Annotated in this window: 24 protein-coding genes; 13 read left to right on the forward strand and 11 right to left on the reverse strand. The window is 73.6% G+C overall.

The features are described 5' to 3' along the window. The first annotated feature begins 112 nt into the window (after positions 1 to 112). The 6 genes from EDD33_RS03005 to EDD33_RS03030 are packed head-to-tail and all read left to right on the forward strand — an operon-like array spanning position 113 to position 8,722. Positions 113 to 2,296, forward strand: a complete 2,184-nt coding sequence (locus EDD33_RS03005; protein ID WP_123389048.1) for a malate synthase G — start codon at positions 113 to 115, stop codon at positions 2,294 to 2,296. Continuing rightward, on the forward strand, positions 2,296 to 2,727 hold the full coding sequence (locus tag EDD33_RS03010) for a GlcG/HbpS family heme-binding protein (protein WP_123389049.1): 432 nt from the start codon (positions 2,296 to 2,298) through the stop codon (positions 2,725 to 2,727). Before EDD33_RS03005 ends, EDD33_RS03010 begins: the two co-directional genes overlap by 1 nt. Positions 2,728 to 2,739: 12 nt before the next feature. Continuing rightward, positions 2,740 to 4,230: an FAD-linked oxidase C-terminal domain-containing protein gene (locus EDD33_RS03015; RefSeq protein WP_123389050.1), complete on the forward strand. Its 1,491-nt coding sequence runs from the start codon at positions 2,740 to 2,742 to the stop codon at positions 4,228 to 4,230. After that, positions 4,230 to 5,486, forward strand: coding sequence for an FAD-binding oxidoreductase (locus EDD33_RS03020; RefSeq protein WP_123389051.1), 1,257 nt, complete (start codon positions 4,230 to 4,232; stop codon positions 5,484 to 5,486). The genes EDD33_RS03015 and EDD33_RS03020 overlap by 1 nt, the downstream gene beginning before the upstream one ends. A 2-nt stretch (positions 5,487 to 5,488) precedes the next feature. Next, positions 5,489 to 6,907, forward strand: coding sequence for a glycolate oxidase subunit GlcF (glcF, locus tag EDD33_RS03025; RefSeq protein ID WP_246003336.1), 1,419 nt, complete (start codon positions 5,489 to 5,491; stop codon positions 6,905 to 6,907). Between the two features lie 60 nt (positions 6,908 to 6,967). Beyond that, positions 6,968 to 8,722: an L-lactate permease gene (locus tag EDD33_RS03030; RefSeq protein ID WP_123389052.1), complete on the forward strand. Its 1,755-nt coding sequence runs from the start codon at positions 6,968 to 6,970 to the stop codon at positions 8,720 to 8,722. 54 nt (positions 8,723 to 8,776) lie between these two features. Here the strand turns inward: EDD33_RS03030 and EDD33_RS03035 are convergent, their stop codons facing one another. Next, positions 8,777 to 9,283 carry a 2'-5' RNA ligase family protein gene (locus EDD33_RS03035; RefSeq protein ID WP_170169680.1) on the reverse strand — a complete coding sequence of 169 codons (507 nt, stop codon included), beginning with the start codon at positions 9,281 to 9,283 and terminating at the stop codon, positions 8,777 to 8,779. Positions 9,284 to 9,354: 71 nt separating this feature from the next. Here EDD33_RS03035 and EDD33_RS03040 point away from each other — a divergent pair, with 71 nt between their 5' ends. Continuing rightward, complete coding sequence (locus EDD33_RS03040; protein ID WP_246003337.1) at positions 9,355 to 9,765, forward strand: PaaI family thioesterase; 411 nt, start codon at positions 9,355 to 9,357, stop codon at positions 9,763 to 9,765. Positions 9,766 to 9,771: 6 nt separating this feature from the next. Here the strand turns inward: EDD33_RS03040 and EDD33_RS03045 are convergent, their stop codons facing one another. Genes EDD33_RS03045 through EDD33_RS03065 form a run of 5 tightly spaced genes read right to left on the reverse strand, consistent with a single transcriptional unit; the run spans position 9,772 to position 13,230 of the window. Beyond that, a complete protein-coding gene (locus tag EDD33_RS03045; protein WP_170169681.1) occupies positions 9,772 to 10,527 on the reverse strand; it encodes a class I SAM-dependent methyltransferase in 756 nt (251 codons plus the stop codon). Between the two features lie 49 nt (positions 10,528 to 10,576). After that, on the reverse strand, positions 10,577 to 11,863 hold the full coding sequence (locus EDD33_RS03050; RefSeq protein WP_123389055.1) for a glutathionylspermidine synthase family protein: 1,287 nt from the start codon (positions 11,861 to 11,863) through the stop codon (positions 10,577 to 10,579). A 10-nt stretch (positions 11,864 to 11,873) separates the two neighbouring features. Continuing rightward, positions 11,874 to 12,314, reverse strand: a complete 441-nt coding sequence (locus tag EDD33_RS03055) for a DUF350 domain-containing protein (protein WP_123389056.1) — start codon at positions 12,312 to 12,314, stop codon at positions 11,874 to 11,876. A 35-nt stretch (positions 12,315 to 12,349) separates the two neighbouring features. Further along, positions 12,350 to 12,766, reverse strand: coding sequence for a hypothetical protein (locus tag EDD33_RS03060; protein ID WP_123389057.1), 417 nt, complete (start codon positions 12,764 to 12,766; stop codon positions 12,350 to 12,352). Beyond that, positions 12,763 to 13,230 carry a potassium channel family protein gene (locus EDD33_RS03065; RefSeq protein ID WP_123389058.1) on the reverse strand — a complete coding sequence of 156 codons (468 nt, stop codon included), beginning with the start codon at positions 13,228 to 13,230 and terminating at the stop codon, positions 12,763 to 12,765. The genes EDD33_RS03060 and EDD33_RS03065 overlap by 4 nt, the downstream gene beginning before the upstream one ends. 212 nt (positions 13,231 to 13,442) lie before the next feature. On the opposite strand from EDD33_RS03065, the gene EDD33_RS03070 reads away from it, so the two are divergent. The 4 genes from EDD33_RS03070 to EDD33_RS03085 all read left to right on the forward strand — a co-directional run bounded on the left by EDD33_RS03070 (position 13,443) and on the right by EDD33_RS03085 (position 16,573). Then, positions 13,443 to 13,910, forward strand: a complete 468-nt coding sequence (locus tag EDD33_RS03070) for a hypothetical protein (RefSeq protein ID WP_123389059.1) — start codon at positions 13,443 to 13,445, stop codon at positions 13,908 to 13,910. Positions 13,911 to 14,244: 334 nt separating this feature from the next. Beyond that, complete coding sequence (locus tag EDD33_RS03075) at positions 14,245 to 14,787, forward strand: RNA polymerase sigma factor (protein ID WP_170169682.1); 543 nt, start codon at positions 14,245 to 14,247, stop codon at positions 14,785 to 14,787. Next, positions 14,787 to 15,896: a hypothetical protein gene (locus EDD33_RS03080; RefSeq protein ID WP_123389061.1), complete on the forward strand. Its 1,110-nt coding sequence runs from the start codon at positions 14,787 to 14,789 to the stop codon at positions 15,894 to 15,896. Before EDD33_RS03075 ends, EDD33_RS03080 begins: the two co-directional genes overlap by 1 nt. Before the next feature lie 50 nt (positions 15,897 to 15,946). Further along, positions 15,947 to 16,573 carry a protein-tyrosine phosphatase family protein gene (locus EDD33_RS03085; RefSeq protein ID WP_123389062.1) on the forward strand — a complete coding sequence of 209 codons (627 nt, stop codon included), beginning with the start codon at positions 15,947 to 15,949 and terminating at the stop codon, positions 16,571 to 16,573. A gap of 41 nt (positions 16,574 to 16,614) precedes the next feature. Here the strand turns inward: EDD33_RS03085 and EDD33_RS03090 are convergent, their stop codons facing one another. The 5 genes from EDD33_RS03090 to EDD33_RS03110 all read right to left on the reverse strand — a co-directional run bounded on the left by EDD33_RS03090 (position 16,615) and on the right by EDD33_RS03110 (position 19,222). Beyond that, on the reverse strand, positions 16,615 to 16,992 hold the full coding sequence (locus EDD33_RS03090; RefSeq protein WP_056536714.1) for a PIN domain-containing protein: 378 nt from the start codon (positions 16,990 to 16,992) through the stop codon (positions 16,615 to 16,617). Continuing rightward, positions 16,992 to 17,420, reverse strand: a complete 429-nt coding sequence (locus EDD33_RS03095; RefSeq protein ID WP_123389063.1) for an ankyrin repeat domain-containing protein — start codon at positions 17,418 to 17,420, stop codon at positions 16,992 to 16,994. The genes EDD33_RS03090 and EDD33_RS03095 overlap by 1 nt, the downstream gene beginning before the upstream one ends. Further along, positions 17,417 to 18,253 (reverse strand): adenylate/guanylate cyclase domain-containing protein, encoded by an 837-nt coding sequence (locus tag EDD33_RS03100; RefSeq protein ID WP_123389064.1) that lies wholly within the window; start codon positions 18,251 to 18,253, stop codon positions 17,417 to 17,419. The genes EDD33_RS03095 and EDD33_RS03100 overlap by 4 nt, the downstream gene beginning before the upstream one ends. 82 nt (positions 18,254 to 18,335) lie before the next feature. Next, complete coding sequence (locus EDD33_RS03105; RefSeq protein ID WP_170169683.1) at positions 18,336 to 18,857, reverse strand: GNAT family N-acetyltransferase; 522 nt, start codon at positions 18,855 to 18,857, stop codon at positions 18,336 to 18,338. Beyond that, on the reverse strand, positions 18,854 to 19,222 hold the full coding sequence (locus tag EDD33_RS03110) for a YchJ family protein (protein WP_123389065.1): 369 nt from the start codon (positions 19,220 to 19,222) through the stop codon (positions 18,854 to 18,856). The genes EDD33_RS03105 and EDD33_RS03110 overlap by 4 nt, the downstream gene beginning before the upstream one ends. Positions 19,223 to 19,280: 58 nt before the next feature. Here EDD33_RS03110 and EDD33_RS03115 point away from each other — a divergent pair, with 58 nt between their 5' ends. Together EDD33_RS03115 and EDD33_RS03120 are read left to right on the forward strand one after the other, a co-directional pair. Then, positions 19,281 to 20,669, forward strand: a complete 1,389-nt coding sequence (locus EDD33_RS03115; RefSeq protein WP_123389066.1) for a magnesium chelatase ATPase subunit I — start codon at positions 19,281 to 19,283, stop codon at positions 20,667 to 20,669. Further along, positions 20,662 to 22,794: a vWA domain-containing protein gene (locus EDD33_RS03120; RefSeq protein WP_246003338.1), complete on the forward strand. Its 2,133-nt coding sequence runs from the start codon at positions 20,662 to 20,664 to the stop codon at positions 22,792 to 22,794. Before EDD33_RS03115 ends, EDD33_RS03120 begins: the two co-directional genes overlap by 8 nt. The last annotated feature ends 109 nt before the right edge of the window (positions 22,795 to 22,903 follow it).

The following is a 22,903-nucleotide window of genomic DNA, read 5'->3' on the forward strand; positions in this document are numbered from 1 at the left end:
ACCTCCCGGGTGTGACGGTTGACACCGGGTGCCACCGTTGCCTAGTTTCCAATATCGATTGGTGACAATTCCACATCGTGGAAAAACGAGCAAGCAATTCCTGAGGAGCGGCATGGATCAGCGTGTGCAGACCGGCGGCCTCGAGGTCGGGGCCCGCCTCCACGACTTCGTCGAGCAGGAGGCGCTGCCGGGCACCGGCATCGAGCCGGCCGCGTTCTGGGAGGGTCTCGCCGCGATCGTGCGCGACCTCGCCCCCCGCAACCGCGAGCTCCTGGCGAAGCGCGACGACATCCAGCAGCGCCTCGACGACTGGCACCGCGAGCACCCGGGCCGCCCCGACCAGGGCGCCTACACCGCGATGCTGCGTGAGCTCGGCTACCTGCTCGACGAGCCGGCCGAGGTGTCGGTGACGACCTCGGGCGTCGACGAGGAGGTCGCCGAGATCGCCGGCCCGCAGCTGGTGGTCCCGCTGCTCAACGCGCGGTTCGCGACCAACGCCGTCAACGCTCGCTGGGGCTCGCTCTACGACGCGCTCTACGGCACCGACGTGATCTCCCACGACGGCGACCTGGCCCCCGGCGACTCCTACAACAAGGTCCGTGGCGACGAGGTCATCCGTCGGGGACGGGCCTTCCTGGACGAGCACTTCCCGCTCGCCTCGGGCTCCCACGCCGACGCGACGGCGTACGCCGTGGACGACGAGGGCGTGGCGGTCACCGTCGACGGCGAGGTCGTGCGCCTGGCCGACCCGGCGCAGCTGGTGGGCTTCCGCGGGCCGCGCGAGTCGCCCGAGGGCGTGCTCCTGGTCCACCACCGGCTCCACGTCGAGATCCAGGTCGACCCGGAGGACTCCATCGGCGCCACCGACCGGGCCGGCGTGAAGGACCTCCTGCTCGAGTCCGCGGTCTCCACGATCATGGACCTCGAGGACTCCGTCGCCGCCGTCGACGCCGAGGACAAGGTGCTCGGCTACCGCAACTGGCTGCACCTCATGCAGGGCACCCTGGCCGAGGAGGTCACCAAGGGGGGGAAGACCTTCACCCGCCGGATGAACCCCGACCGGACCTACACCACGGCCGCGGGCGAGGAGGTCACGCTGCGGGGCCGCTCGCTGCTGTTCATCCGCCAGGTGGGGCACCTGATGACCACCGACGCCGTCCTCGACGCCGAGGGCCAGGAGGTGCCCGAGGGCGTCCTCGACGCCGTCGTGACCGCGCTCGGCAGCGTGCGTGCGCTCAAGGGCGAGGCCGAGCTGACCAACTCGGCGACCGGGTCGCTCTACGTCGTCAAGCCCAAGATGCACGGCCCCGAGGAGGTCGCCTTCGCCGTCGAGCTGTTCGGCCGGGTCGAGGAGCTGCTCGGCCTGCCGCGGCTGACGATCAAGGTCGGCATCATGGACGAGGAGCGGCGTACGACGCTCAACCTCAAGGCGTGCATCCACGCGGCCCGCGAGCGGGTCGCCTTCATCAACACCGGCTTCCTGGACCGCACCGGCGACGAGATCCACACCTCGATGCAGGCCGGCCCGGTCGTGCGCAAGAGCGACATGAAGTCCGAGACCTGGATCAAGGCCTACGAGGACCTCAACGTCGACATCGGGCTGGAGTGCGGCCTGCTGGGTCGCGGCCAGATCGGCAAGGGGATGTGGGCCGCGCCCGACAGCCTCGCCGACATGCTCGAGACCAAGATCGGCCACCCGCAGGCCGGCGCCAGCTGCGCCTGGGTGCCCTCGCCGACCGCGGCCACCGTGCACGCGCTGCACTACCACCAGGTCGACGTCCGGGCCCGCCAGGAGGAGCTGCGCGACGGCGGCCGCCGTCGCGACCGCGAGGACCTGCTGCAGGTGCCGCTCGGCGACCCCGCCTGGTGGTCCGAGGAGGACCGGCAGGCCGAGATCGACAACAACCTGCAGAGCCTCCTGGGCTACGTCGTGCGCTGGGTCGACGCCGGCATCGGCTGCTCCAAGGTGCCCGACATCACCGGCGAGGCGCTGATGGAGGACCGGGCCACCTGCCGCATCTCCGCGCAGCACGTCGCCAACTGGCTCCACCACGGCGTCGTGACCCCGGAGCAGGTCGAGGAGACGCTGCGCCGGATGGCGGGCGTCGTGGACGAGCAGAACGCCGGCGACGACTCCTACACGCCGATGGCGCCCGACTTCGACGGCGAGGCCTTCCAGGCCGCGCACGACCTGGTCTTCGAGGGCCTGCGCCAGCCCAGCGGCTACACCGAACCGGTGCTGCACGCCCGCCGCGCCCAGAAGAAGCAGCACCTGACCGAGAAGGGGAACGCCTGATGAGCGTGCTCGACCTGGAGACCGCCCGCAGCATCATCGCCGGGGCCCGCGCCCACGGCAGCTCTGCGGGGTTCAAGCCCCTGACCGTGGTCGTGCTCGACGCCGGCGGCCACGTGATCGCCGTCGAGCGCGAGGACGGCGCCTCGATGAAGCGCTTCGAGATCGGCTTCGGCAAGGCCTACGGCGCGCTGTCGCTCGGCATGGGCTCGCGCTCGATCATGGCTCGTGCCGAGCAGCAGGCGTTCTTCGTCGCGGCCGTCACCTCGGCCGTGGGAGGGACGCTCGTCCCGGTGCCCGGCGGCGTGCTGGTGCGCGACGAGGGCGGCGACCTGCTCGGCGCCGTCGGCATCACCGGCGACACCTCCGACAACGACGAGGCCGCGGCCGTGGCCGGCATCGAGGGTGCCGGTCTCACCGCCCAGGTCGACTGAGGAGCTGACGCGATGACCACCACCGAGGACCGGACCCACGTCGGCGCCGGCATCGACGCCGTCACCGCGGTGGCCCGCCGGCTGCTCCCCGAGGCCGGGGTCATCACCGACCGGACGCGGCTGCGCACCTACGAGTGCGACGGGCTCGCCCACTACCGGGTCACTCCCGCGCTGGTGGTCATCCCCGAGGACGACGCCCAGGTCGCGGCCATCGTCCGGGCCTGCGCCGAGCACGGCGTGCCCTACGTCGCCCGTGGCTCCGGCACCGGCCTCTCCGGCGGTGCCCTGCCCCACGCCGAGGGCGTGCTCGTCGTGACCTCGCGGATGCGCGCCATCCGCGAGGTGCGCCGCGAGGACCAGCGCGCGGTGGTGGAGCCCGGGGTGATCAACCTCGACGTCACCAAGGCGGCCACGCCGCAGGGCTACTACTACGCGCCCGACCCCTCGAGCCAGCAGATCTGCTCGATCGGCGGCAACGTGGCGGAGAACTCCGGCGGCGCCCACTGCCTGAAGTACGGCTTCACCACCAACCACGTCACCGGCGCCGACTTCATCACCCCCGACGGCGACATGGTCGCGCTGGGCGGCGCGGCACCCGACGCCCCCGGCTACGACCTGCTCGGCGCCGTGGTCGGCTCCGAAGGCACGCTCGGCATCGTCACCGCCACCACGGTCAGGCTGGTCCGGCTGCCCGAGGAGGTCCGCACCATCCTGGTCGGCTTCGAGTCCACCGACCAGGCCGGCGCCGCCACCTCGGCCATCATCTCCGCCGGCATCGTCCCCGCCGCCATCGAGATGATGGACGCCCTCGCGATCGAGGCCGCCGAGGCGGCCGTGCACTGCAACTACCCCGACGGCGCCGGCGCGGTCCTGGTGATCGAGCTCGACGGCGCACGCGTCGAGGTCGAGGAGGAGTACGCCGAGGTCGCCCGCCTGTGCGAGGACAACGGCTCCTTCGAGCAGCGCCTCGCCACCGACGCGGTCGACCGCGCGCTGATCTGGAAGGGCCGCAAGTCGGCCTTCGCCGCGGTGGGGCGCATCAGCCCCGACTACATCGTCCAGGACGGCGTCATCCCGCGAACGGCGCTGCCCGAGGTGCTGCGCGCGATCGCGGAGCTCTCGAGCTCCTCGGGCGTCCGCGTCGCCAACGTCTTCCACGCAGGCGACGGCAACCTGCACCCGCTGGTGCTCTTCGACGACGCCGTCGAGGGGGCCGGCGAGGCGGCCGAGCAGGTCAGCGGCGCGATCCTCGACCTGTGCATCGAGCACGGCGGCTCCATCACCGGCGAGCACGGCGTGGGGATGGACAAGGCGAAGTACATGCCTCGGATGTACACCGACGAGGACCTCGACACGATGCAGCTCGTGCGGTGCGCCTTCGACCCGGGCAACATCTCCAACCCCGGCAAGATCTTCCCGACCCCGCGCCTGTGCGGCGAGGTGCCCGGTCGCCACAAGGCCGCCCACCCGCTCCAGCAGGCCGGTCTGGCGGAGGTGTTCTGATGACCACGCAGACGCTCGACGCCACCGCCCGCGAGGCCGTCACCTCGGCCTGCGCGCGGGTCGAGGAGCCCGGTGCGGGCGACCACGTCGACGGCGTGGTGCCCGGCCTGGTGGCCCGGCCCGCCGACACCGACCAGGTCGCGGAGGTGCTGCGGGCCGCGACCGCCCACGGCCTCACGGTCGTGCCGCGCGGCGGCGGCACCAAGCTCTCCTGGGGGGTCGCTCCCCGGAGCGCGGACGTGCTGCTCGACGTCAGTGCTCTCGACCAGGTGCTCGACCACGCCGCCGGCGACCTCATCGTCGCCGCGCAGGCCGGGTGCCGGCTCGCCGACCTGCAGGAGCGGGTCGCCCAGGGCGGCCAGCGGCTCGCGATCGACGAGACCGTGCCCGGCACCACGGTGGGCGGCATGCTCGCCGCCAACACCAGCGGGCCCCGTCGCACGGCGGTCGGCGCGGCGCGCGACCTGCTCATCGGCATCACGATGGTGCGCGCCGACGGCGTCGTGGCCAAGGCCGGGGGACGGGTCGTGAAGAACGTCGCCGGCTACGACCTCGGCAAGCTGCTCATCGGCTCCGCCGGCACCCTCGGCGTGATCACCGACGCCACCTTCCGGCTGCACCCGGTGCCGGCCGCGTCGCAGTGGGTCACCGCGCCCGTGTCCGACCCGGCCGCGGCGCTGGCGATGACCCAGGCCGTGCTGCACGCCCAGGTGGTGCCCGCGGCCGTCGAGGTCGCGTGGGCCGAGGGGTCCGGCTCGGTCTCGGTGCTGCTCGAGGGCCGGGTCGCCGGGGTGGCCGGCCGCGCCGACGCCACCCGCGCGATCCTCGGCGAGGGCGCGACCGGGTCCGACGACGCTCCGGCGGGCGGGGCGACGTACCCCTGGGACACCCGCGCCTCCGGTGAGGACCGCAGCACCGCGCTCAAGCTGACCTTCGAGCTCTCCGCGCTCGGCGAGGTGCTCGCCGCGACGGCCGGCACGCCTGCCGTGCTGCGCGGGTCGGCCGGCTCGGGGGTCCTGTACGCCGCCCTCCCGCCGACCACCGACCCGGCCGAGGTCGCGACGCTCCTGGAGCGGCTGCGACGGGTGTGCACCTCCCGGGGTGGCGCCGCCGTCGTCGTCGACGCGCCCGCCGCGGTGAAGGCGGCCGTCGACGCGTGGGGCCCGGTGCCCGCGCTGGAGCTGATGCGCCGCGTGAAGGACCAGTTCGACCCTGACCACCGGCTCTCGCCGGGCCGCTTCGTGGGAGGCCTCTAGCCATGACCGACACCAGCCAGCGCGACACCTCCGGCACGCTCGGCGAGATGGGCGCGGTCGTGGAGACCGGTGACCGTGCCGGCGCCGTCGACTGGGGCATCCCCGCTCCCGGTGGTGCCTTCGACGCCCACAAGCCGCCGGACGCCGCCCTGATCGGTGACTGCGTGCACTGCGGGTTCTGCCTGCCGACCTGCCCGACCTACGTGCTGTGGGGCGAGGAGATGGACAGCCCCCGCGGGCGCATCTACCTGATGAAGGAGGGGCTCGAGGGCGAGCCGATGGACGACGAGATGGTCGGCCACATCGATGCCTGCCTGGGCTGCATGGCCTGCGTCACCGCCTGCCCCTCCGGCGTGCAGTACGACGTGCTCATCGAGCAGACCCGCAACCAGGTCGAGCGCCACCACGACCGCTCGGCGGCCGACAAGGCGCTGCGCGGCCTGATCTTCGCGCTGTTCCCGCACCCCAAGCGGCTCAAGCTGATGCGCGGCCCGCTCAAGCTGGCCCAGCGCACCGGCCTGGACCGCGCGCTGCGCCGCACCGGCCTGCTGGAGCGGATCTCGCCCCAGCTGGCCGTGATGGAGAGCCTCGCGCCCCGGCTGGGCAAGCCGCAGCCGCTGCCGGAGTACATCCACGCCACCGGCGAGCGCCGGATGGTCGTCGGGATGCTGGTCGGCTGCGTGCAGGGCGCGTTCTTCCCGGGCGTGAACTCCGCGACCGCGCGGGTGCTGCGCGCCGAGGGCTGCGACGTCGTCGTGCCCGCCTCGCAGGGCTGCTGCGGCGCGCTGTCGGCGCACAACGGCCGCGAGCCCGAGGCCCAGGACTTCGCCCGTCGCCTCGTCGACTCCTTCGAGGACTCCGGCGTCGAGCGGGTCGTGGTCAACGCGGCCGGCTGCGGCTCCACGATGAAGGAGTACGCCGCCCTGCTGGCCGACGACCCGGCGTACGCCGAGCGCGCGGCGGCGTTCGCCGAGAAGGTCCGCGACGTCTCGGAGATCCTCGTCGAGCTCGGCCCGGTGGCCCCGCGCCACCCGCTCGAGATGACGATCGCCTACCACGACGCGTGCCACCTCGCCCACGCCCAGGGCGTCCGCTCCGAGCCGCGCCAGCTGCTCGAGGCGATCCCCGGGCTGGAGCTGCGCGAGATCGCCGAGGCCGAGATCTGCTGCGGCTCGGCCGGCATCTACAACGTGCTCAACCCCGAGCCCGCCCGCGAGCTGGGGGACCGCAAGGCCGCCAACATCGTCCGCACCGGCGCCCAGGTGCTCGTCACCGCCAACCCCGGCTGCCTGATGCAGGTGACCTCGGCGATCGAGCGCGCCGGCCACCCCATGGGCATGGCCCACACCATCGAGGTGCTCGACGCCTCGATCCAGGGCGCGCCCGCCAGCGCGCTCCTCCCCGACCAGACGGCCTCCTAGCCCCACACTTCAGCCCAACGCACCACCCGCCCGCACCACCACGACCACGGGAGTAGTCACATGTTCCAGCAGGACCTCAATCCGGTAGGGGGGTCACTGGCCCTGTCCGCCCTGTGCGCGGCCATTCCCCTCGTCACCTTGTTCGTGCTGCTGGGCGGGTTGCGCCTCAAGGCGTGGGTCGCCGGCCTGATCTCGCTGGGCGTGGCCCTCGTGATCGCGATCGCGCTGTTCAAGATGCCGGTCGGGCAGGCGCTGCTCGCCGGCGCCGAGGGCGCGGCGTTCGGGTTCTTCCCGATCCTGTGGATCGTCATCAACGCGATCTGGGTCTACAACCTGACCGTCGCCAGCGGGCACTTCGACGTGCTGCGCCGGTCCTTCGAGAAGGTCAGCCCCGACCAGCGGATCCAGGCGATCATCATCGCCTTCTGCTTCGGCGCCCTGCTCGAGGCGCTCGCCGGCTTCGGCACCCCGGTCGCGATCAGCGTCGTGATGCTGATGGCCCTGGGCTTCCAGCCCCTCAAGGCCGCGACCGTCGCGCTGATCGCCAACACCGCCCCGGTCGCCTTCGGCGCCCTGGCCACCCCGATCGTCACGCTCGCCTCGGTGACCTCGGGCGTCAACGACGACCCCCGCCTCAACATCGACACCCTCGGTGGCATGGTCGGTCGGCAGACCCCGATCCTGGCCGTGCTGGTGCCGCTGGTGCTCGTCTTCGTGGTCGACGGCAAGCGCGGCGTACGCCAGATGTGGCTGCCCTCGATCGTCTGCGGCGTCGCCTTCGGTCTCGCCCAGTTCGTGGCCGCCAACTACATCTCGGTGCCGCTCGCCGACATCATCGCGGCGCTGGTCGCCGCCGGTGCCGTCGTCGGCCTGCTCCGCGTCTGGAAGCCGGCCCACGAGCTCACCGCCGCCGAGGTCGACGCCGAGCTCGAGGCAGGAGAGGGTGGCGACGGCGGGTCCGGCAGCACCCCCTCGAAGCGCCGCCAGCCCTCCGGCATCTCCACCTCGGTCACCTCCTCCACCGGGCGGGGCGGCACGAGGACCGAGGAGCGCACCGAGGACAGCAGCGCCGACGTGATCCGCGCCTACGCGCCGTACGCCGTGATCATCGTGATCTTCTCGATCACCAACATCCCGGCCGTCAAGGAGTTCCTGGCCCAGAAGCCGTTCACCTACGCCTTCGCCTGGCCCGGGCTGGAGGTCCTCAACACCGCCGGCGACCCCGTGTCGACGACGACGTTCAACTTCAACTGGCTGCCCGCAGCCGGCACGCTGATGATCCTGGCCGGTCTGATCACGATGGTGATCCTCAAGCTGTCGCCGGCCAAGGCGTTCAAGACCTACCTCGAGACCTACGTCGAGCTGAAGTCCGCGATCATCACCGTGATGGCGGTGCTGGCCCTGGCCTACGTGATGAACCTGTCGGGCCAGACCGGCTCGCTGGGCGCCTGGCTCGCCGGTGCCGGTGCGGCCTTCGCGATCATCTCGCCGATCCTGGGCTGGATCGGCGTCGCGGTGACCGGCTCGGACACCTCGGCCAACGCGCTCTTCGGGGCGCTGCAGGTGCAGACGGCCGTCGAGGCCGGGCTCGACCCGGTGCTGATGGCCTCGGCCAACACCTCCGGTGGCGTGCTCGGCAAGATGGTCAGCCCGCAGAACCTCGCCATCGCCGCCGCGGCGGTCGGGCTCGCCGGTCGCGAGGGCGACATCTTCCGCAAGGTCATCGGCTGGAGCCTCGGCCTGCTCGTCCTGATGTGCATCCTGGTCGGCCTCCAGGCCACCCCGGTGCTCAGCTGGATGGTGCCCGGGAGCTGACCCCGCACCGACCCCCACGACGCCGACCGGGCACAGGCTGCCCGGTCGGCGTCGTCACGTCCGGAGGTCGAAGCGGCGCAGGTGCGTCCACGGCCCGCCGTCGTAGCGCCACAGCTCCAGCGCCACCCCGGTGCACCCCCACGGCTCGAACCCCGACCGCAGCCGCTCCACCGTGGCCCGCGCCTGGTCGGCGTCGACCTTGTTCTGCACGGTGACGTGCAGCGACAGCGGCTGGGCGTCCTGGCGGGTGAGGTGCTCGCTCCAGCGCTCCTGCCACCCGGCGTGGAGGTCGACCAGCGGGGGACAGCCGAGCCGGTACGCCGCACCGCGGCCCAGCGACCGGACCTCCTCGACGGCGACCGGCAGCGGCGCCCGGTCGGCGGCGGACCCGAGCACCTCCTCCACGTCCGCGCGCAGGGCTGCGGGGAGGGCGTGGAACAGGGTCACGTGCGCGCCGACCGCGGTCCGGCCGGCCGGGAACAGCGCGCGCCGCTCGGCCTCGAACCGGGCCTGCGTGGGGTCGTCGAGCAGCAGCGTCACGATCAGCGGGGCGTCGGTCACCCCGCCATGGTGACGGTCCCGTCCACACGGCCGGGTGCGCCCTCGCGGCGGTCGCTGGTTGACTGCGGGGCATGAGCGACTCACCGTTCCCCCCCGGCATGGAGACCACCGGACAGTTCGCGGACTGGCTCGGCATCGAGCTGGCCGAGACCTCCGGCGACCGCGTGGTCGCGACGTGGTCGGCCGCACCCAAGCTCCACCAGCCCTACGGCATCGTCCACGGCGGAGTGCACTGCAGCGTCGTGGAGACGCTCGCCAGCATCGGGGCCGCGTTCTGGCTCGGCGAGAAGGGCCAGGTCGTCGGCGTCAACAACAACACCGACTTCTACAAGGCCGTGCGCGAGGGCACGCTCACCTCGACCGCCACCCCGGTCCACCGCGGCCGCTCCCAGCAGGTGTGGGCCGTCGAGACCGTCACCGAGGAGGGCACGGTCGTCTCGCGCGGCCAGGTCCGTCTGCAGAACCTGTACGCCGAGCGCTGAGCGCCGCTACGTCTCCTGCCCGGCGGGCGGTGCCGCCGGCCGACGTACGACGAGCAGGTAGTTCTTGGGCATCCCGGCCTTGGTGTACTTCCACCGGCCGTCCGCCCGGGCCAGGGACGGCGCCACGGCACCCGCCAGCCGGGCGGTGAGCCACAGCAGCGGCGTGAGGTAGAGCGCGCGCTTGCGCCCGACGGCGGCGCGCACCTGGCGTGGGTCCGTCGGCAGCGCGCGTGACATCACGTCGAGCTGGTAGGACGACGTGGCCAGGTAGCCCTCCAGCCAGACCAGCCGCACCACCTCGAAGCCCGCGTCCTCGAACAGGCGGCGCAGCCCGAAGCGGGTGTAGCGGAAGAAGTCGTAGGGCACCTGGTGCTCGGCGTAGAACAGCGGGGCCGAGCACATCAGCCGTCCCCCCGGGCGCAGCACGCGATGGAGCTCCTGGACCGCCGCCGCCGGGTCAGGCAGGTGCTCGAGCACCTGGTTGAAGAGGATCCGGTCGAAGCGACCGTCCTCGACCGGGATGTCGGTCAGGTCGCAGACGTAGTCCAGCGGGGCGTACTTCGTGGAGAGCTGCGCGAAGTCGGCCGCCTCGTAGTGCGCGTGGTCGAACAGGTGGCGGTACGGCGACCGACCGGCGCCCGCGTCGAGGACGCGCATCCCGGGCTCGGTGTTGCGCGCGAACCTCGCGACCTGGGTGGCCAGCTGCTCGCGCGACGGGTTCGGCGCGCGGCGGACGGGACGGCGTCGTCGAGGTGCGGTCACGCGCCGCAGTCTCCCCGACGGGACCGGTCGATGCCAGCACCGCGAGGGCTCAGTCCAGGGTGGGCAGGTTGTCGCTGACCCGCTGCGTGCGCCACAGCAGCTGCTGGCCGTACGCCGGCTCGAGGGCGTCGCTGATGACGTGGGGCACGACGCGGCTGTAGTAGTCGGTGACGGGGCCGTCGGACTCCCGGACGATGCCGCCAGCGGCCTCCCCGTCGACGATCCAGGACCCGACCATCGCGTAGTTGTCGCCGTCGGCGGCGGTGCCGAAGTTGGGCAGCTCGACGTACTGCTGGTAGACCATGCGGTCGCCGGCGTACGCCCCGTCCTTGACGACCTCGGTGCCGTCGGCGCGGTGGACCACGATGTTGTCGCCCTCACGGCCGCGCAGCGGCTTGGCGATCCACTCCTCGAGGTCGCGCGGCTCGTCGAAGTAGGCGGGGAGCAGGTAGGGGCACTCGGGCCACATCTCCCACAGCACCGGCAGCAGCGCCTTGGTCGAGAGCAGCACCTTCCAGGCCGGCTCGACCCACTTCACCGGACTGAGCTCGGCACCCGAGAGCAGGATCTGCCCGACCGGGTCCTCCTCGAGCATCGCCTCCCAGGGGTAGAGCTTGAAGGCGGCGCGGATCTCCTCGCCGTTGGCGTCGAGGAAGCGACCGCGCCCGGCCTGGTCGACGTGCTCGTTCCACTGGATCATCTCGATCGGCTGCACCGAGACCGTGAGCCCGGCCTGCGAGGCGGTGTCGGCCATGTAGTGGACGGTCATCTCCTCCTCGCCGGAGGTGTCGGCCTGGCTGTGGAACAGGTGCAGCCGGTGGCCGGGGACGCGGCCCTGCCGGGCCAGCTCGCGCCAGCGGTCGACGAGCCGCTCGTGCAGGCTGTTCCACTGGTCGGTGTCCTCGGAGAAGGACATGTCCTCCTTCCAGTGCCACTGCGCCACCGCGGTCTCCACGAGCCCGGTCGGGGTGTCGCCGTTGAGCTCCATCATCCGCAGGTCGATGCCGTCGTAGCGCAGGTCGAAGCGGCCGTAGATGCTCGGGTCGCCGCGTCGGATCGAGTCGCGGACGTGCTCGAGGGTCCCGCGGGGGAGCCGCAGCGCGTCCTCGTCGAGGTCGCGCAGCATCTTCGGCACGGCCTCCAGGCACATCCCCCAGAGCTGCTCGGTCGCCTTCTCCATCACCTCGACCTCGTCGCCGGTGAACTCGTACCACGCCGCCTCGTTCCAGTACGGCGCCGTGCCCCCGCCGGGCAGGTCGGTCTCGGGGAAGATCAGCCCCTGCTGCTTGACGGTCTGCAGGAACTGCGTGCGCGGGACGCTGGAGTGACGCCACATGGCGGCCGGCTCAGGCGATCGAGGCGCAGACGATGGCCGAGATGGCCAGCGTCGAGGCCGCGCTCAGCACGGCCAGGGGCACCACCGGCCCGGGGGTGCAGACCACGGCGCGCAGGTTGCCGGGCGTGACGAGGTCGATGGCGACCAGCATCACCGCGTTGAGGGCGCAGCCGACCAGCCCGAAGACCAGCGTCCAGAGCAGGGCGTAGCCCAGGTCGGTGTCGCCGTTGGTCCAGATCGCGGTGAACACCACCGCGCCGTTGCCGATCACCCAGGCGGCCGCGACCGTGGCGGCGGAGTACGACGCCCCGTGCTCGGTGGTGCCGAGCAGGTGGCGTCCGAGGTGGCCGGGGGTGAGCAGGTCGAGCACCACGTAGGCCAGCACCAGCACGGCGCCGGCCAGGACGGCGTACACGACGGCGTGGTAGAGCGCGGTCCAGAGGTCGAACATGGGCGGCCTTTCGGTCGGTCGGGAGCCGGGGCGGCTCAGGAGGAGGAGACGCCCTTGGAGGAGCCGAAGCCCCCGGACTTGGAGTAGGACTTGAACGACGTCGCCCCGTCGGCGGGGAGCCCGCCGCGCTGGACGCTGCGCCCGGAGCTGACCAGGCCGGATCCGTTGAAGGTGCCGCCGGAGACGGGGGCGCCGACCGCCGGGATGGACCGGGCCGACTGGGTGCCGAGGTAGTACCAGAAGAAGGCGCCCCCGACCCCGGAGCCCCCGTCGTAGTCCTGCGGGTCGTCGCTGGCGTCGCACTGGCCGTCGTCGACCCGCTCCTGGGTCTGCGGGTCGACGCACACGGCCGCGACGTCGGGGTCGCCGCCGCAGCCGCTCAGGCTGGAGGCGGCGAGCACGGTGAGGCCGAGCGGGACGGCCCGGCTGGCGCGACGGAGGGTGGTGGTCATGGGTGCTCCTGCTGCCGGGGGTGGTGGACGGGGGCGTGGGCCTGCTCGGGGGCCAGCTCGAGGGCCCGCTCGAGGGCCTGGGGTCCGTGGTCGTGCTCGACCTGCAGTCGCAGCAGCGCGTTGTTCTCCCGCAGCAGCCCCAGCATCTCGCGCTGCTCGGCGTCGGTGAACGCGTCCGGGTCGTGCAGCACCGCGCGGGTGAAGTGGGCGCCGGCGCACAGCACCAGCAGCAGCATCGAGAGCATGAACAGCACGGCGACGCCGCGTCCCGCGGTGGTCACGGGGGAGTAGTCGCCGTACCCCGTGGTGGTGCCGGTGACGATCGCCCACCACATCGAGGCGACCGGACCGGTGCCCTCGATGGCCCAGTAGAGGCCCGAGGCGACCAGGAAGTCGGCCACGAGCACCGCCAGCAGCAGCCGCGGCTCGTTGACCACGCGGTGCAGCACGCGCTTGACGGCCATCCCTCACGCTCCCCCCGGCCCGCACCCGCGCCGGCCTCCGGGGGCACGTTAGGGCACGCGGCGACCGCGCACAGCACTTCCGCGCCGAGGGGTGTGACGGGTCTCCGTCAGACGGCCGCGAGGGGGCGGTCCTCTCCGGGCAGCTCGCCGGTGGCAGGACGAACCCTCCCGAACCGCCTCCGGTCGGGCCGCTCGCGTGGCAACCTGGGGTCGTGAGCCCCCCGCAGCAGCGCCGGCCGGACCACGTCTTCGTGGCGCCGAGCCCGCTGCGCGTCGTGGTGAAGCTGCTCCTCGCGCTGTCGTTCCTCGGCCTGGGGGTGGCGCTGTGGCTGCTGTGGCAGGACCAGCGGACGTGGCTGGTGGCCGTCGCCGTCGTGCTCGCCGTCGTGCTGGTGCTGTGCTGGGTGACCCTGATGGCGCGGGTGCCGCAGCGCATCACCATCACCGGGCCGATGGTGCACATCCACCGGGGCGCGGAGGTGCACCGCTTCGACCTCGAGGACCCGGGCGTCGACATGCTCGTCCGCGACGGGTCGGTCGCCTTCGGCCACTACCGCGACAACTGGGTGATCGTGCAGGCCCGCGACGTCGACTGGCGGCCGTTCATGGACGTCGTCATGAACTACCAGAACCGTGCCGACAGCAACGCCGAGGCCCGTGACGAGCGCTTCAAGCGCTGACCCGGACCGAGATCGCGGAAGAAACTTCCGGAATCGGCGGAACCTTCGCGCTCCGGCGACGATTACCGCAGGGAATGGCCCACGAGAACCCCGTGGGCAGGGGGGCACCGGGATGTTGCTCGAGGAGCACGTCGACGCCCACCTGACCTGCGAGGCACCTCGTGACCAAGCCCCACCTCCCGCTCCCGGTCACACCGGGACGGGCACCGGTGCGAGGGGACGCGCGACGTCCCTCCGGCACCCCCGATGACGTAACCTGTCGGCCACCCCTACCCCCCGTTGGTGGCCGGCAGGTTACTTCGGGGGACGACCGAGCGACGAGGAGCCCGAGCGCGTGGAGCTGTCCGACGACGTCGTCCGCGACGCCGCCGCCGGCGACCCGCTGGCCACCCGTCAGGTCTACGAGGCCCTCTCCCCGCGGGTGCTCGGCTACCTGCGCTCCCGCGGTGTCGAGGATCCCGAGGGCTGCACCTCCGAGGTCTTCCTGGCCCTCGTGCCGCGCCTGGCCGGTGTCGACGGCGGGGCGGCCGGACTCCGCACGCTGGCGTTCTCGGTCGCGCACGCCCGGGTCGTCGACGACGCCCGGCGACGCGCGCGCCGCCCGCACGTCCTGGCCTACGAGCCCGAGCACGACGACCGCACCAGCGAGTCGGCGGAGCAGCACGCCGTCACCAGCGTCGAGGCGGAGCGGGCGGTGCGACTGATGCAGCGGCTCGGTGAGGACCAGCGCGCGGTCGTCTCGCTGCGCGTGGTCGGTGACCTGACCCTCGAGGAGACCGCCCAGGTGCTGGGCAAGACGGTGCCCTCGGTCAAGCAGCTGCAGCGGCGTGGGCTCGAGCGCCTGCGCGAGCTCATGGTCGCCCCGGAGGTGCCGTGATGAGCCGGACCCAGCTCGACGCCCTGCTGGCGGAGTCCGTCGACGGTCTCGACGCCGTCGACCGCGACCACCTCCGCGAGGAGCTCGGGAGCCTGCTGTCCCTGGTCGACGACACGCCCCCGACCCCCTCGGCCGAGCTGGCCGAGCTGCTGGGCCCGCCCGCCCCCGAGGCGGCTGCCGGCCCCGACCTCGCCCGCGTGGTCCCGCTGCGGCGGCTCACGGGTCCGCGCGGTGCCGTCACCGGCGCCGTCGTCCTCGCCGTCGCCACCGTCGGGGCGACCGGGCTCTCGGCCGCGGCCAACTCGCTGCCCGCCCCGCTCCAGCGCCAGGTCTCGGAGCTGTCCCGCTCCTACCTGCCCTTCGACTTCCCGCGCCCGCGCGGCGTCCTCGACCGCACCCCCACGCTCGAGGACCTGCCGGACCCGGAGTCCCTGTCGGGCGTGCCCGCCGCGCCGCTCCCCGGGACCCCGGCCGCCGACGACGCGGACGGCGAGGCCCGCGTCCCCACCACGACGCGGGGCGGGGTCACCCGCGGCCCGCAGCAGGTGGCGGCGCGCGACGACGCCCGGCTCGGCGCCGCTCCGCGCTCGAGCACCGTGACCGTGCGGCCCACCGCCTCGCCCAGTCCTTCGGCGTCGCCGTCCGGCACCCGCGCGCGACACGACGACGCGCCGCGCCCGCGGCGCGAGCAGGCCGGCGACGGCGCCGCCGCGCCAGACGGCGCCACCGGCCCTCGGACCCGGGGCCCCGCCGTCGCGTCGGCCTCGGCGTCACCCGCCCCGTCCCCGGCCGCCGCCCCCGCACCCGCCGCCGCACCCACCGCCGCACCCGCACCCGCCGCCGCACCCACACCCGCCGCCCCCGACCAGGAGCCCGACCGGCCGCCGACCACGAGCAGCGACCGTGGCCGGGGTGCGCAGGGCACGGGCAGCAAGGGCCCGGAGAGCAGCGCCGACAAGGGGTCCGGCAAGGGAGCCCCGCGGTCCGACGAGGGCCGTGCCGACGGGCAGCCCGACCGGTCGACCGAGCCGCGCGACGCCACCGGCCCCACGTCGGTCCTCGGCCGGAGCGCGCAGCTCCTCGACCGGGTCACCGGCACCACGGGCTGACGCGGCCCGCGCCGACCCCGTCCGGCCCCGGCTGGCAGGATCGTCGGACCATGTCGGCCCCCCGTGAACCCGCCCGCCCGGCGTCCCCGTCCTCCCGTGCGCTGGAGGTGGCCGACGCCGCCTTCGTGACCGACCAGCTCCTCGTGGGTGGCGACCTCGACACCCGTGACCACCGGCTGGCCGCGACCCAGCTGCGCGAGCTGCTCGACGCGGGCCTGACCCACCTGGTGGACGCGCGTGTCGAGTGGTCCGACGAGGAGTGGGTGCGCCAGCTCGCGCCGCAGGTCGGCTACCTCCACCACGGCATGGACGACGCGGGCCAGCGGGTGCCGGGTGCGTGGTTCGACCGCGGCGTCGACTGGGCGCTGGAGGCCGTCGACCGGGGTGGCGTGGTCCTGACCCACTGCCACATGGGGATCAACCGCGGCCCGTCGCTCGGGTTCGCGGTGCTGCTCGCCCAGGGCTGGGACCCGGTGCAGGCCCTCGACCGGATCCGGTCCGTGCGCCCCATCGCCTGGGTGGCCTACGCCGAGGAGGCGCTGCGCTGGCACCACGACCGTGCCGGCTCGACCCCGGCCCAGCTGGCGGCCGACCAGCAGCGGCTCGCGGACTGGCGGGCCACCCACGAGCTCGACCTGGCGGCCGTGATCCGCCGCAAGCGCGCCCAGGGGTGGTGACGGGGGACTGGTGACGCGGGCTGGTGACGCGGGGCGGGTGGTCAGCCCTCGATCACCGCGAGCAGCCAGGTGGGGCTCATCACCCGGCAGCCGAGACCCTCGACACGCATCTGCAGGCCGCGGTCGGCGGTGATGACGACGACGTCGTGGCCGCGCTCGCGGGCGGCGGCCGCCTCCTTGGACAGCGCGCTGTCGCCGTCGCGCGGGGCGTGGACGGTGCGCAGGTGCGCGTCGCGACCGGCGGGGACGCCGCCCTTGGCCTTGCCCTCGAGCACCAGCACGATCTCGTCGTACGACGTGTCGGCGACCGCCAGGCGGCCGTGCAGCCGGGCCGCCGCGCCGGCGCGGTCGCGCCACCACCCGTCGGGGCGCGAACCCACGACGTTGGCGCCGTCGACGAGGAGCACGGTGCGGGCCATCAGGGCAGCAGGTCCGCTCGCCCGAACATCTGCGCCGTCGCCCGGCCGCTCGGCGTGCCGGCGTCGAGGTCGGCCCCGGCGGCGACCAGCAGCCGCACCACGTCGTCCTCGCCCTTGAACAGCGCGCCCGCTACCGGCGACTGGTCGCGGCCGTTGCGCCGGTCGGCGTCGGCGCCGCGGTCGAGCAGCATGGCGACCGTCTCCGCGTGGCCGTGGTAGGCCGCCAGCATGAGCAGCGTGTTGCCGTCGTGGTCGGCCACGTCGGCGGGCAGGCCGTGGTCGACGAACCCGGCCAGCTCCGAGGTCATGCCCTCACGGGCGAAGTGCTGGGACAGCTCGACGACCCGTGCGGTCTCCTCGGGCGTCAGCGGCCGGCCCGTGGGCTCCTCGGTCGGGCCGCCCGGGTCCACGCTGGAGTCCTCGCTCATGCCGACACCTGCCACAGCGTGTGCTCGCCCGGCAGCCCCTTGAGGGTGACCGGCTCGGTCTGCTGCAGGGTCCAGGCCAGGTCGTCGCCGACGTCCTCCTTCAGGCGCGCGGCCAGCTCGGTGCTGACCAGCACCTCGCCGCCCTCGGCGGTGTTGGCGACGCGGGCGGCCATCGCCACGTTGCGGCCGAACCAGTCGCCGTCGCGCTCGACGGCCCGCCCGGTGTGCAGCCCGATCCGCACCCGCACGGGGTGCTGGCGCAGCGCCCGGGGGACCCGTTCGCGCTCCAGCGCGCGCTGCACGTCGAGCGCCGCGGCGATGCCCAGCTGCGGCGTCGAGAAGACGACCATGTAGCCGTCGCCGGCGCTCTTGACGATGTGGCCGCGGTGCTGGTCGAAGCAGCGCGAGAGCAGCTTGTCGTGGGCCTGGAGCACCTTGAGCCAGACCTCGTCGCCGAGCTCGTCGTTGAGAGCGGTGGAGCCCTCGATGTCGGAGAACATGATGGTCACGTTGCCGTCCTCGTCGGCCACGCGCACGATCTCGGTGCGGTCCTCCAGGGCCCAGGCGGTGAGGTCCTCGATCGAGCTGACGAGCATGCCGCGCACCCCCTGCTCGCGGAGCCGGGTCACGGTCTCCATCGCGGTGCGCATCGCGGCGCCGGCCGCCTGCACGGCGCGGGGGCGCTCCTCCACCGCGACCGAGGTGGCCTGGTCGCGCACCCGCTCGAGCTCGTCGCGGGCCTCGCGCAGCCGTCGGGTCGCGTCGAGCAGAGCGATCGCGGTGCCGACCAGCAGCACGCCGAGGAGGACGGCGACCCAGGCACTGGCGGACACGGTGCCCAGGGTGGCACAGCACCACCGCCGACCGGGGGGAGCGTGACGTTCGCGACAGCGGGCTCCCCGGCGCTCGCCGCGGTCACGGGTCGAGCACCATCAGCAGCAGGGCGGGCCGCTCCTCGGCCAGCCACGGCGGCCGGAAGGACCCGACCTCGCGCCAGCCGCGCCCGCGGTAGAGCGAGACCGCCCCGACGTGGGTGGGGACGACGTCGAGCACCGGCAGCCACCCCGCCGCACGGGCGTGGGCCACGGCCGTGTCGAGCAGCAGGCCGCCGATCCCGAGGCCGCGCGAGGCCGGCGCGACCACGAGCACCGACACGGCCGCGAGGTCGTCGCGCCGCCGCCCCGGGAGGGCGGCGGCGAAGCGGTCGGCGAGGTCGCCCGGGTCGGTGAGGGCCACGTGCCCCAGCAGCACCCCGTCGCGCTCGGCGACCCAGGCGGCCTGCTCGCCCGGACGCACCAGGAAGTCCTCCACCGGGAACGGCAGCGGCCACCGCAGCGGGTAGTGCGAGGTCGGCTGCTGCGCGGCCAGCAGCTCCGCGAGGCGGGGCACGTCCTCGGGGCGACGGGGTCGCAGCGTGACGGCCTCGGCGGCGCTCACACCGGCCCCACGTAGAACCAACGGCCCGCCCGCTGCTCGAAGCGGCTGACCTCGTGCATCCGGCCGTCGCCGTCGGGGGAGCGGTGGGAGGCGACGAACTCCACGACGTCGTCCTCCGCGCGCAGCACCTCCAGGCCCGTCCAGGTCGTCGTCGGGTCGTGGGTGACCCGCTCGGGCCGGGTGCGGGGGTGCCAGGTGCGCCACACGTGGTCGACCTCGCCGAGGGCGTACGCCGTGTAGCGCGAGCGCATCAGCTCCTCCGGGGTCGCCGCCTGCCGCTCGGCGCGGTGCAGCGGGCCGCAGCACGCGGCGTACGACCTCGTGGAGCCGCAGGGACAGGGTGCGGGGGAGGGCGGGAACGGCACGTCCCGAGTATCGCCGCCCCCGGATGAGGCGTTGCAGCACCGCGTTAGTTTGGCGAGCGTGACGACCCCACCCACCGCCCGGACCCTCGGCCAGCTCCGCGAGAGCGGCCACGAGCACCGGCCGCTGCGCACCGAGCTGCGCGAGAACCTCCTCTCGGCCCTCCGTGACGGCCGCGACCCCTGGCCCGGCCTGCACGGCTTCGAGAGCACCGTCATCCCCCAGCTGGAGCGGGCGCTGCTCGCCGGCCACGACGTCGTCCTGCTCGGTGAGCGCGGCCAGGGCAAGACCCGACTGCTGCGCACCCTCGTGGGCCTGCTCGACGAGTGGACGCCGGTGATCGCCGGGGCCGAGCTCGGCGAGCACCCCTACGACCCGATCACCCACGCCTCGCAGCGCCGGGCCGCCGAGGAGGGCGACGACCTCGCCGTCGAGTGGCGCCACCGCGACGAGCGGTACGCCGAGAAGCTGGCCACGCCCGACACCTCGGTGGCCGACCTGATCGGCGACGTGGACCCGATGAAGGTCGCGGAGGGGCGCAGCCTCGGTGATCCCGAGACCATCCACTTCGGGCTGATCCCGCGCTCCCACCGGGGCATCGTGGCGATCAACGAGCTCCCCGACCTCGCCGAGCGGATCCAGGTCGCGATGCTCAACGTGATGGAGGAGCGCGACATCCAGATCCGCGGCTACGTGCTGCGGCTGCCGCTCGACACCCTCGTGGTGGCCAGTGCCAACCCCGAGGACTACACCAACCGCGGCCGCATCATCACGCCGCTCAAGGACCGCTTCGGCGCCGAGATCCGCACCCACTACCCGATCGCGCTCGAGGACGAGGTCGCGGTGATCCGGCAGGAGGCCGACCTCGTCGCCGACGTGCCCGACCACCTCGTGGAGATCCTCGCCCGCTTCACCCGGGCGCTGCGCGAGTCCAGCTCGGTCGACCAGCGCTCCGGCGTCTCGGCCCGGTTCTCGATCGCCGGCGCCGAGACGATCGCCGCCGCAGCGCTGCACCGCGCCACCACCCAGCGCGAGGACCGCGCCGTGGCCCGCGTCGTCGACCTCGAGACGGCCGTGGAGGTGCTCGGCGGCAAGGTCGAGTTCGAGACCGGCGAGGAGGGACGCGAGGAGCAGATCCTCGAGCACCTGCTGCGCAAGGCCACCGCCGAGACCGTCCGGGCCCACCTGGCCGGCGTCGACCTCGGCCTGCTGGTGCAGGCCATCGAGGCCGGCGCCATGGTCGTCACCGGCGCCCAGGTCAGCGCCATCGACGTGCTCTCGGGGCTGCCGCCCCTGGGCGAGTCCGACCTCTACGACCAGGTCTGCGACCGGCTCGACGCCACCGACGACGGCACCCGCGCCGGCGCGGTCGAGCTCGCGCTCGAGGGCCTGTTCCTGGCCCAGCGGATCAGCAAGGACTCGGGCGAGGGCGAGACCGTCTATGGCTGACGCCGGCGACCCCACCGGCCCCGGCTCGGGCTCCGGTCCGGACGACGGCGACGACCGGGACGCCCGGCGTCGCGCCCGGCTCGCCGGCGGACGCGCGCGTCGGCCCGCGCTGCGCTCGCGCTACGGCCGCTACGCCGGCGGCCCCGACCCGCTGGCGCCCCCGGTCGACCTCGCGGAGGCGCTCGACGCCATCGGCGAGGACGTGATGGCCGGCTACAGCCCCGAGCACGCGATGCGCGAGTTCCTGCGCCGGGGCGGCCGCGACCAGACCGGTCTCGACGACCTCGCCCGTCGGGTCGCGGAGAAGCGGCGGGAGCTGCTGGACAAGCACGGCCTCGACGGCACCATGGCCGAGGTCAAGGAGCTGCTCGACCAGGCGGTCCTGGCCGAGCGCGGCCAGCTCGCCCGCGACGTCGACCTCGACGACGGCGACCGCGCACTGCGGGAGATGCAGCTGGCGAACCTCCCGGCCAGCCCCGCGGCGGCGGTCAGCGAGCTCGGCTCCTACGACTGGAAGAGCGGGGAGGCCCGGGAGAAGTTCGACCAGATCAAGGACCTGCTCGGGCGCGAGCTGCTCGACCAGCGCTTCGCCGGGATGAAGCAGGCGCTGGAGAACGCCACCGACGAGGACCGCCAGCGCGTCGACGAGATGCTCCAGGACCTCAACGGACTGCTGGAGAAGCGCCGACTCGGCGAGGACACCCCCGAGGACTTCGCCGAGTTCATGGACCGGCACGGTGAGTTCTTCCCCGAGGACCCCCAGGACATCGACGAGCTGATGGACGCGCTCGCGCAGCGGGCGGCCGCCGCGCAGCGGATGCGCAACTCGATGACCGCCGAGCAGCGGGCCGAGCTCGACGCGCTGGCCTCGCAGGCCTTCGGCTCGCCCGAGCTGATGCAGTCGCTGTCCCAGCTCGACGACCACCTCCGCTCGCTGCGTCCCGGTGAGGACTGGGGCGGGTCGGAGGACTTCGAGGGGCAGGAGGGCCTCGGCCTCGGCGACGGCACCGGCGTGCTGCAGGACCTCGCCGACCTCGACGACCTCGCCGAGCAGCTCTCGCAGTCCTACGGCGGCGCCCGGATGGACGACGTCGACATCGAGGCGCTCGAGCGCCAGCTGGGCCAGCAGGCGGGCGTCGACGCCCGCACGTTGGCCGAGCTCGAGCGGGCGCTGGCCGACACCGGCTACCTCAAGCGGTCCTCCGACGGCCAGCTGACGCTCTCGCCCAAGGCGATGCGCCAGCTCGGCAAGTCGCTGCTCAAGGACGTCGCGCAGCGGATGTCGGGCCGCCAGGGCGCGCGCGACCTGCGGCAGGCCGGGGCGGCGGGGGAGCGCTCCGGCGCCAGCCGCGAGTGGGCCTTCGGCGACACCGAGCCGTGGGACGTCACCCGTACCGTCACCAACGCCGTGGTCCGGACCGCGGGCGAGGGCCGCGACACCTCGCGCGGCGTACGCCTGGAGATCGGGGACGTCGAGGTCCACGAGACCGAGGCGCGCACGCAGGCCGCGGTCGCGCTCCTGGTCGACACCTCGTTCTCGATGGCGATGGCCAACCGCTGGGTGCCGATGAAGCGCACCGCGCTCGCGCTGCACCAGCTGATCTCGACGCGCTTCCGCGGCGACGCGCTGCAGCTGATCGGCTTCGGCCGCGCGGCCCAGACCATGCAGATCGAGGAGCTGACCGCCCTCGACGCCCGTTGGGACAAGGGCACCAACCTGCACCACGGGCTGCTGCTGGCCAACCGCCACTTCCGCAAGCACCCCAACGCCCAGCCGGTGCTGCTGATCGTCACCGACGGCGAGCCCACCAGCCACCTCGAGCCCGACGGCGAGGTCTTCTTCTCCTACCCGCCGCACCCGCTGACGGTGGCGTGGTCGGTGCGCGAGCTCGACAACGCGATGCGCCTCGGCGCCCAGACGACGTTCTTCCGGCTCGGCGACGACCCGGGCCTGGGCCGCTTCCTCCAGCAGCTCGCCGACCGCGTCGACGGCACCGTCGTGTCCCCCGAGCTCGACGACCTCGGCGCCGCCGTCGTCGGCAGCTACCTCGGCGGGCGCGGTGGCTCCGGCCCCGCCGGCTTCTCCGACTGGTACGGCGGCCGCGGGACGTGGTTCGGCGGCTGAGCCCGTTGCTACGCCAGGGTCGCGCATCGCGCCTCGGTACGACGCTGGTGTGGCACCGGCGCGCTGATTCCCCGGACGTCCGGGGAATCAGTAGGTCGGTGGGACGTCA

It is taken from the genome of Nocardioides aurantiacus (assembly GCF_003752505.1).
GTDB classification, from domain to species: Bacteria; Actinomycetota; Actinomycetes; order Propionibacteriales; family Nocardioidaceae; genus Marmoricola; species Marmoricola aurantiacus.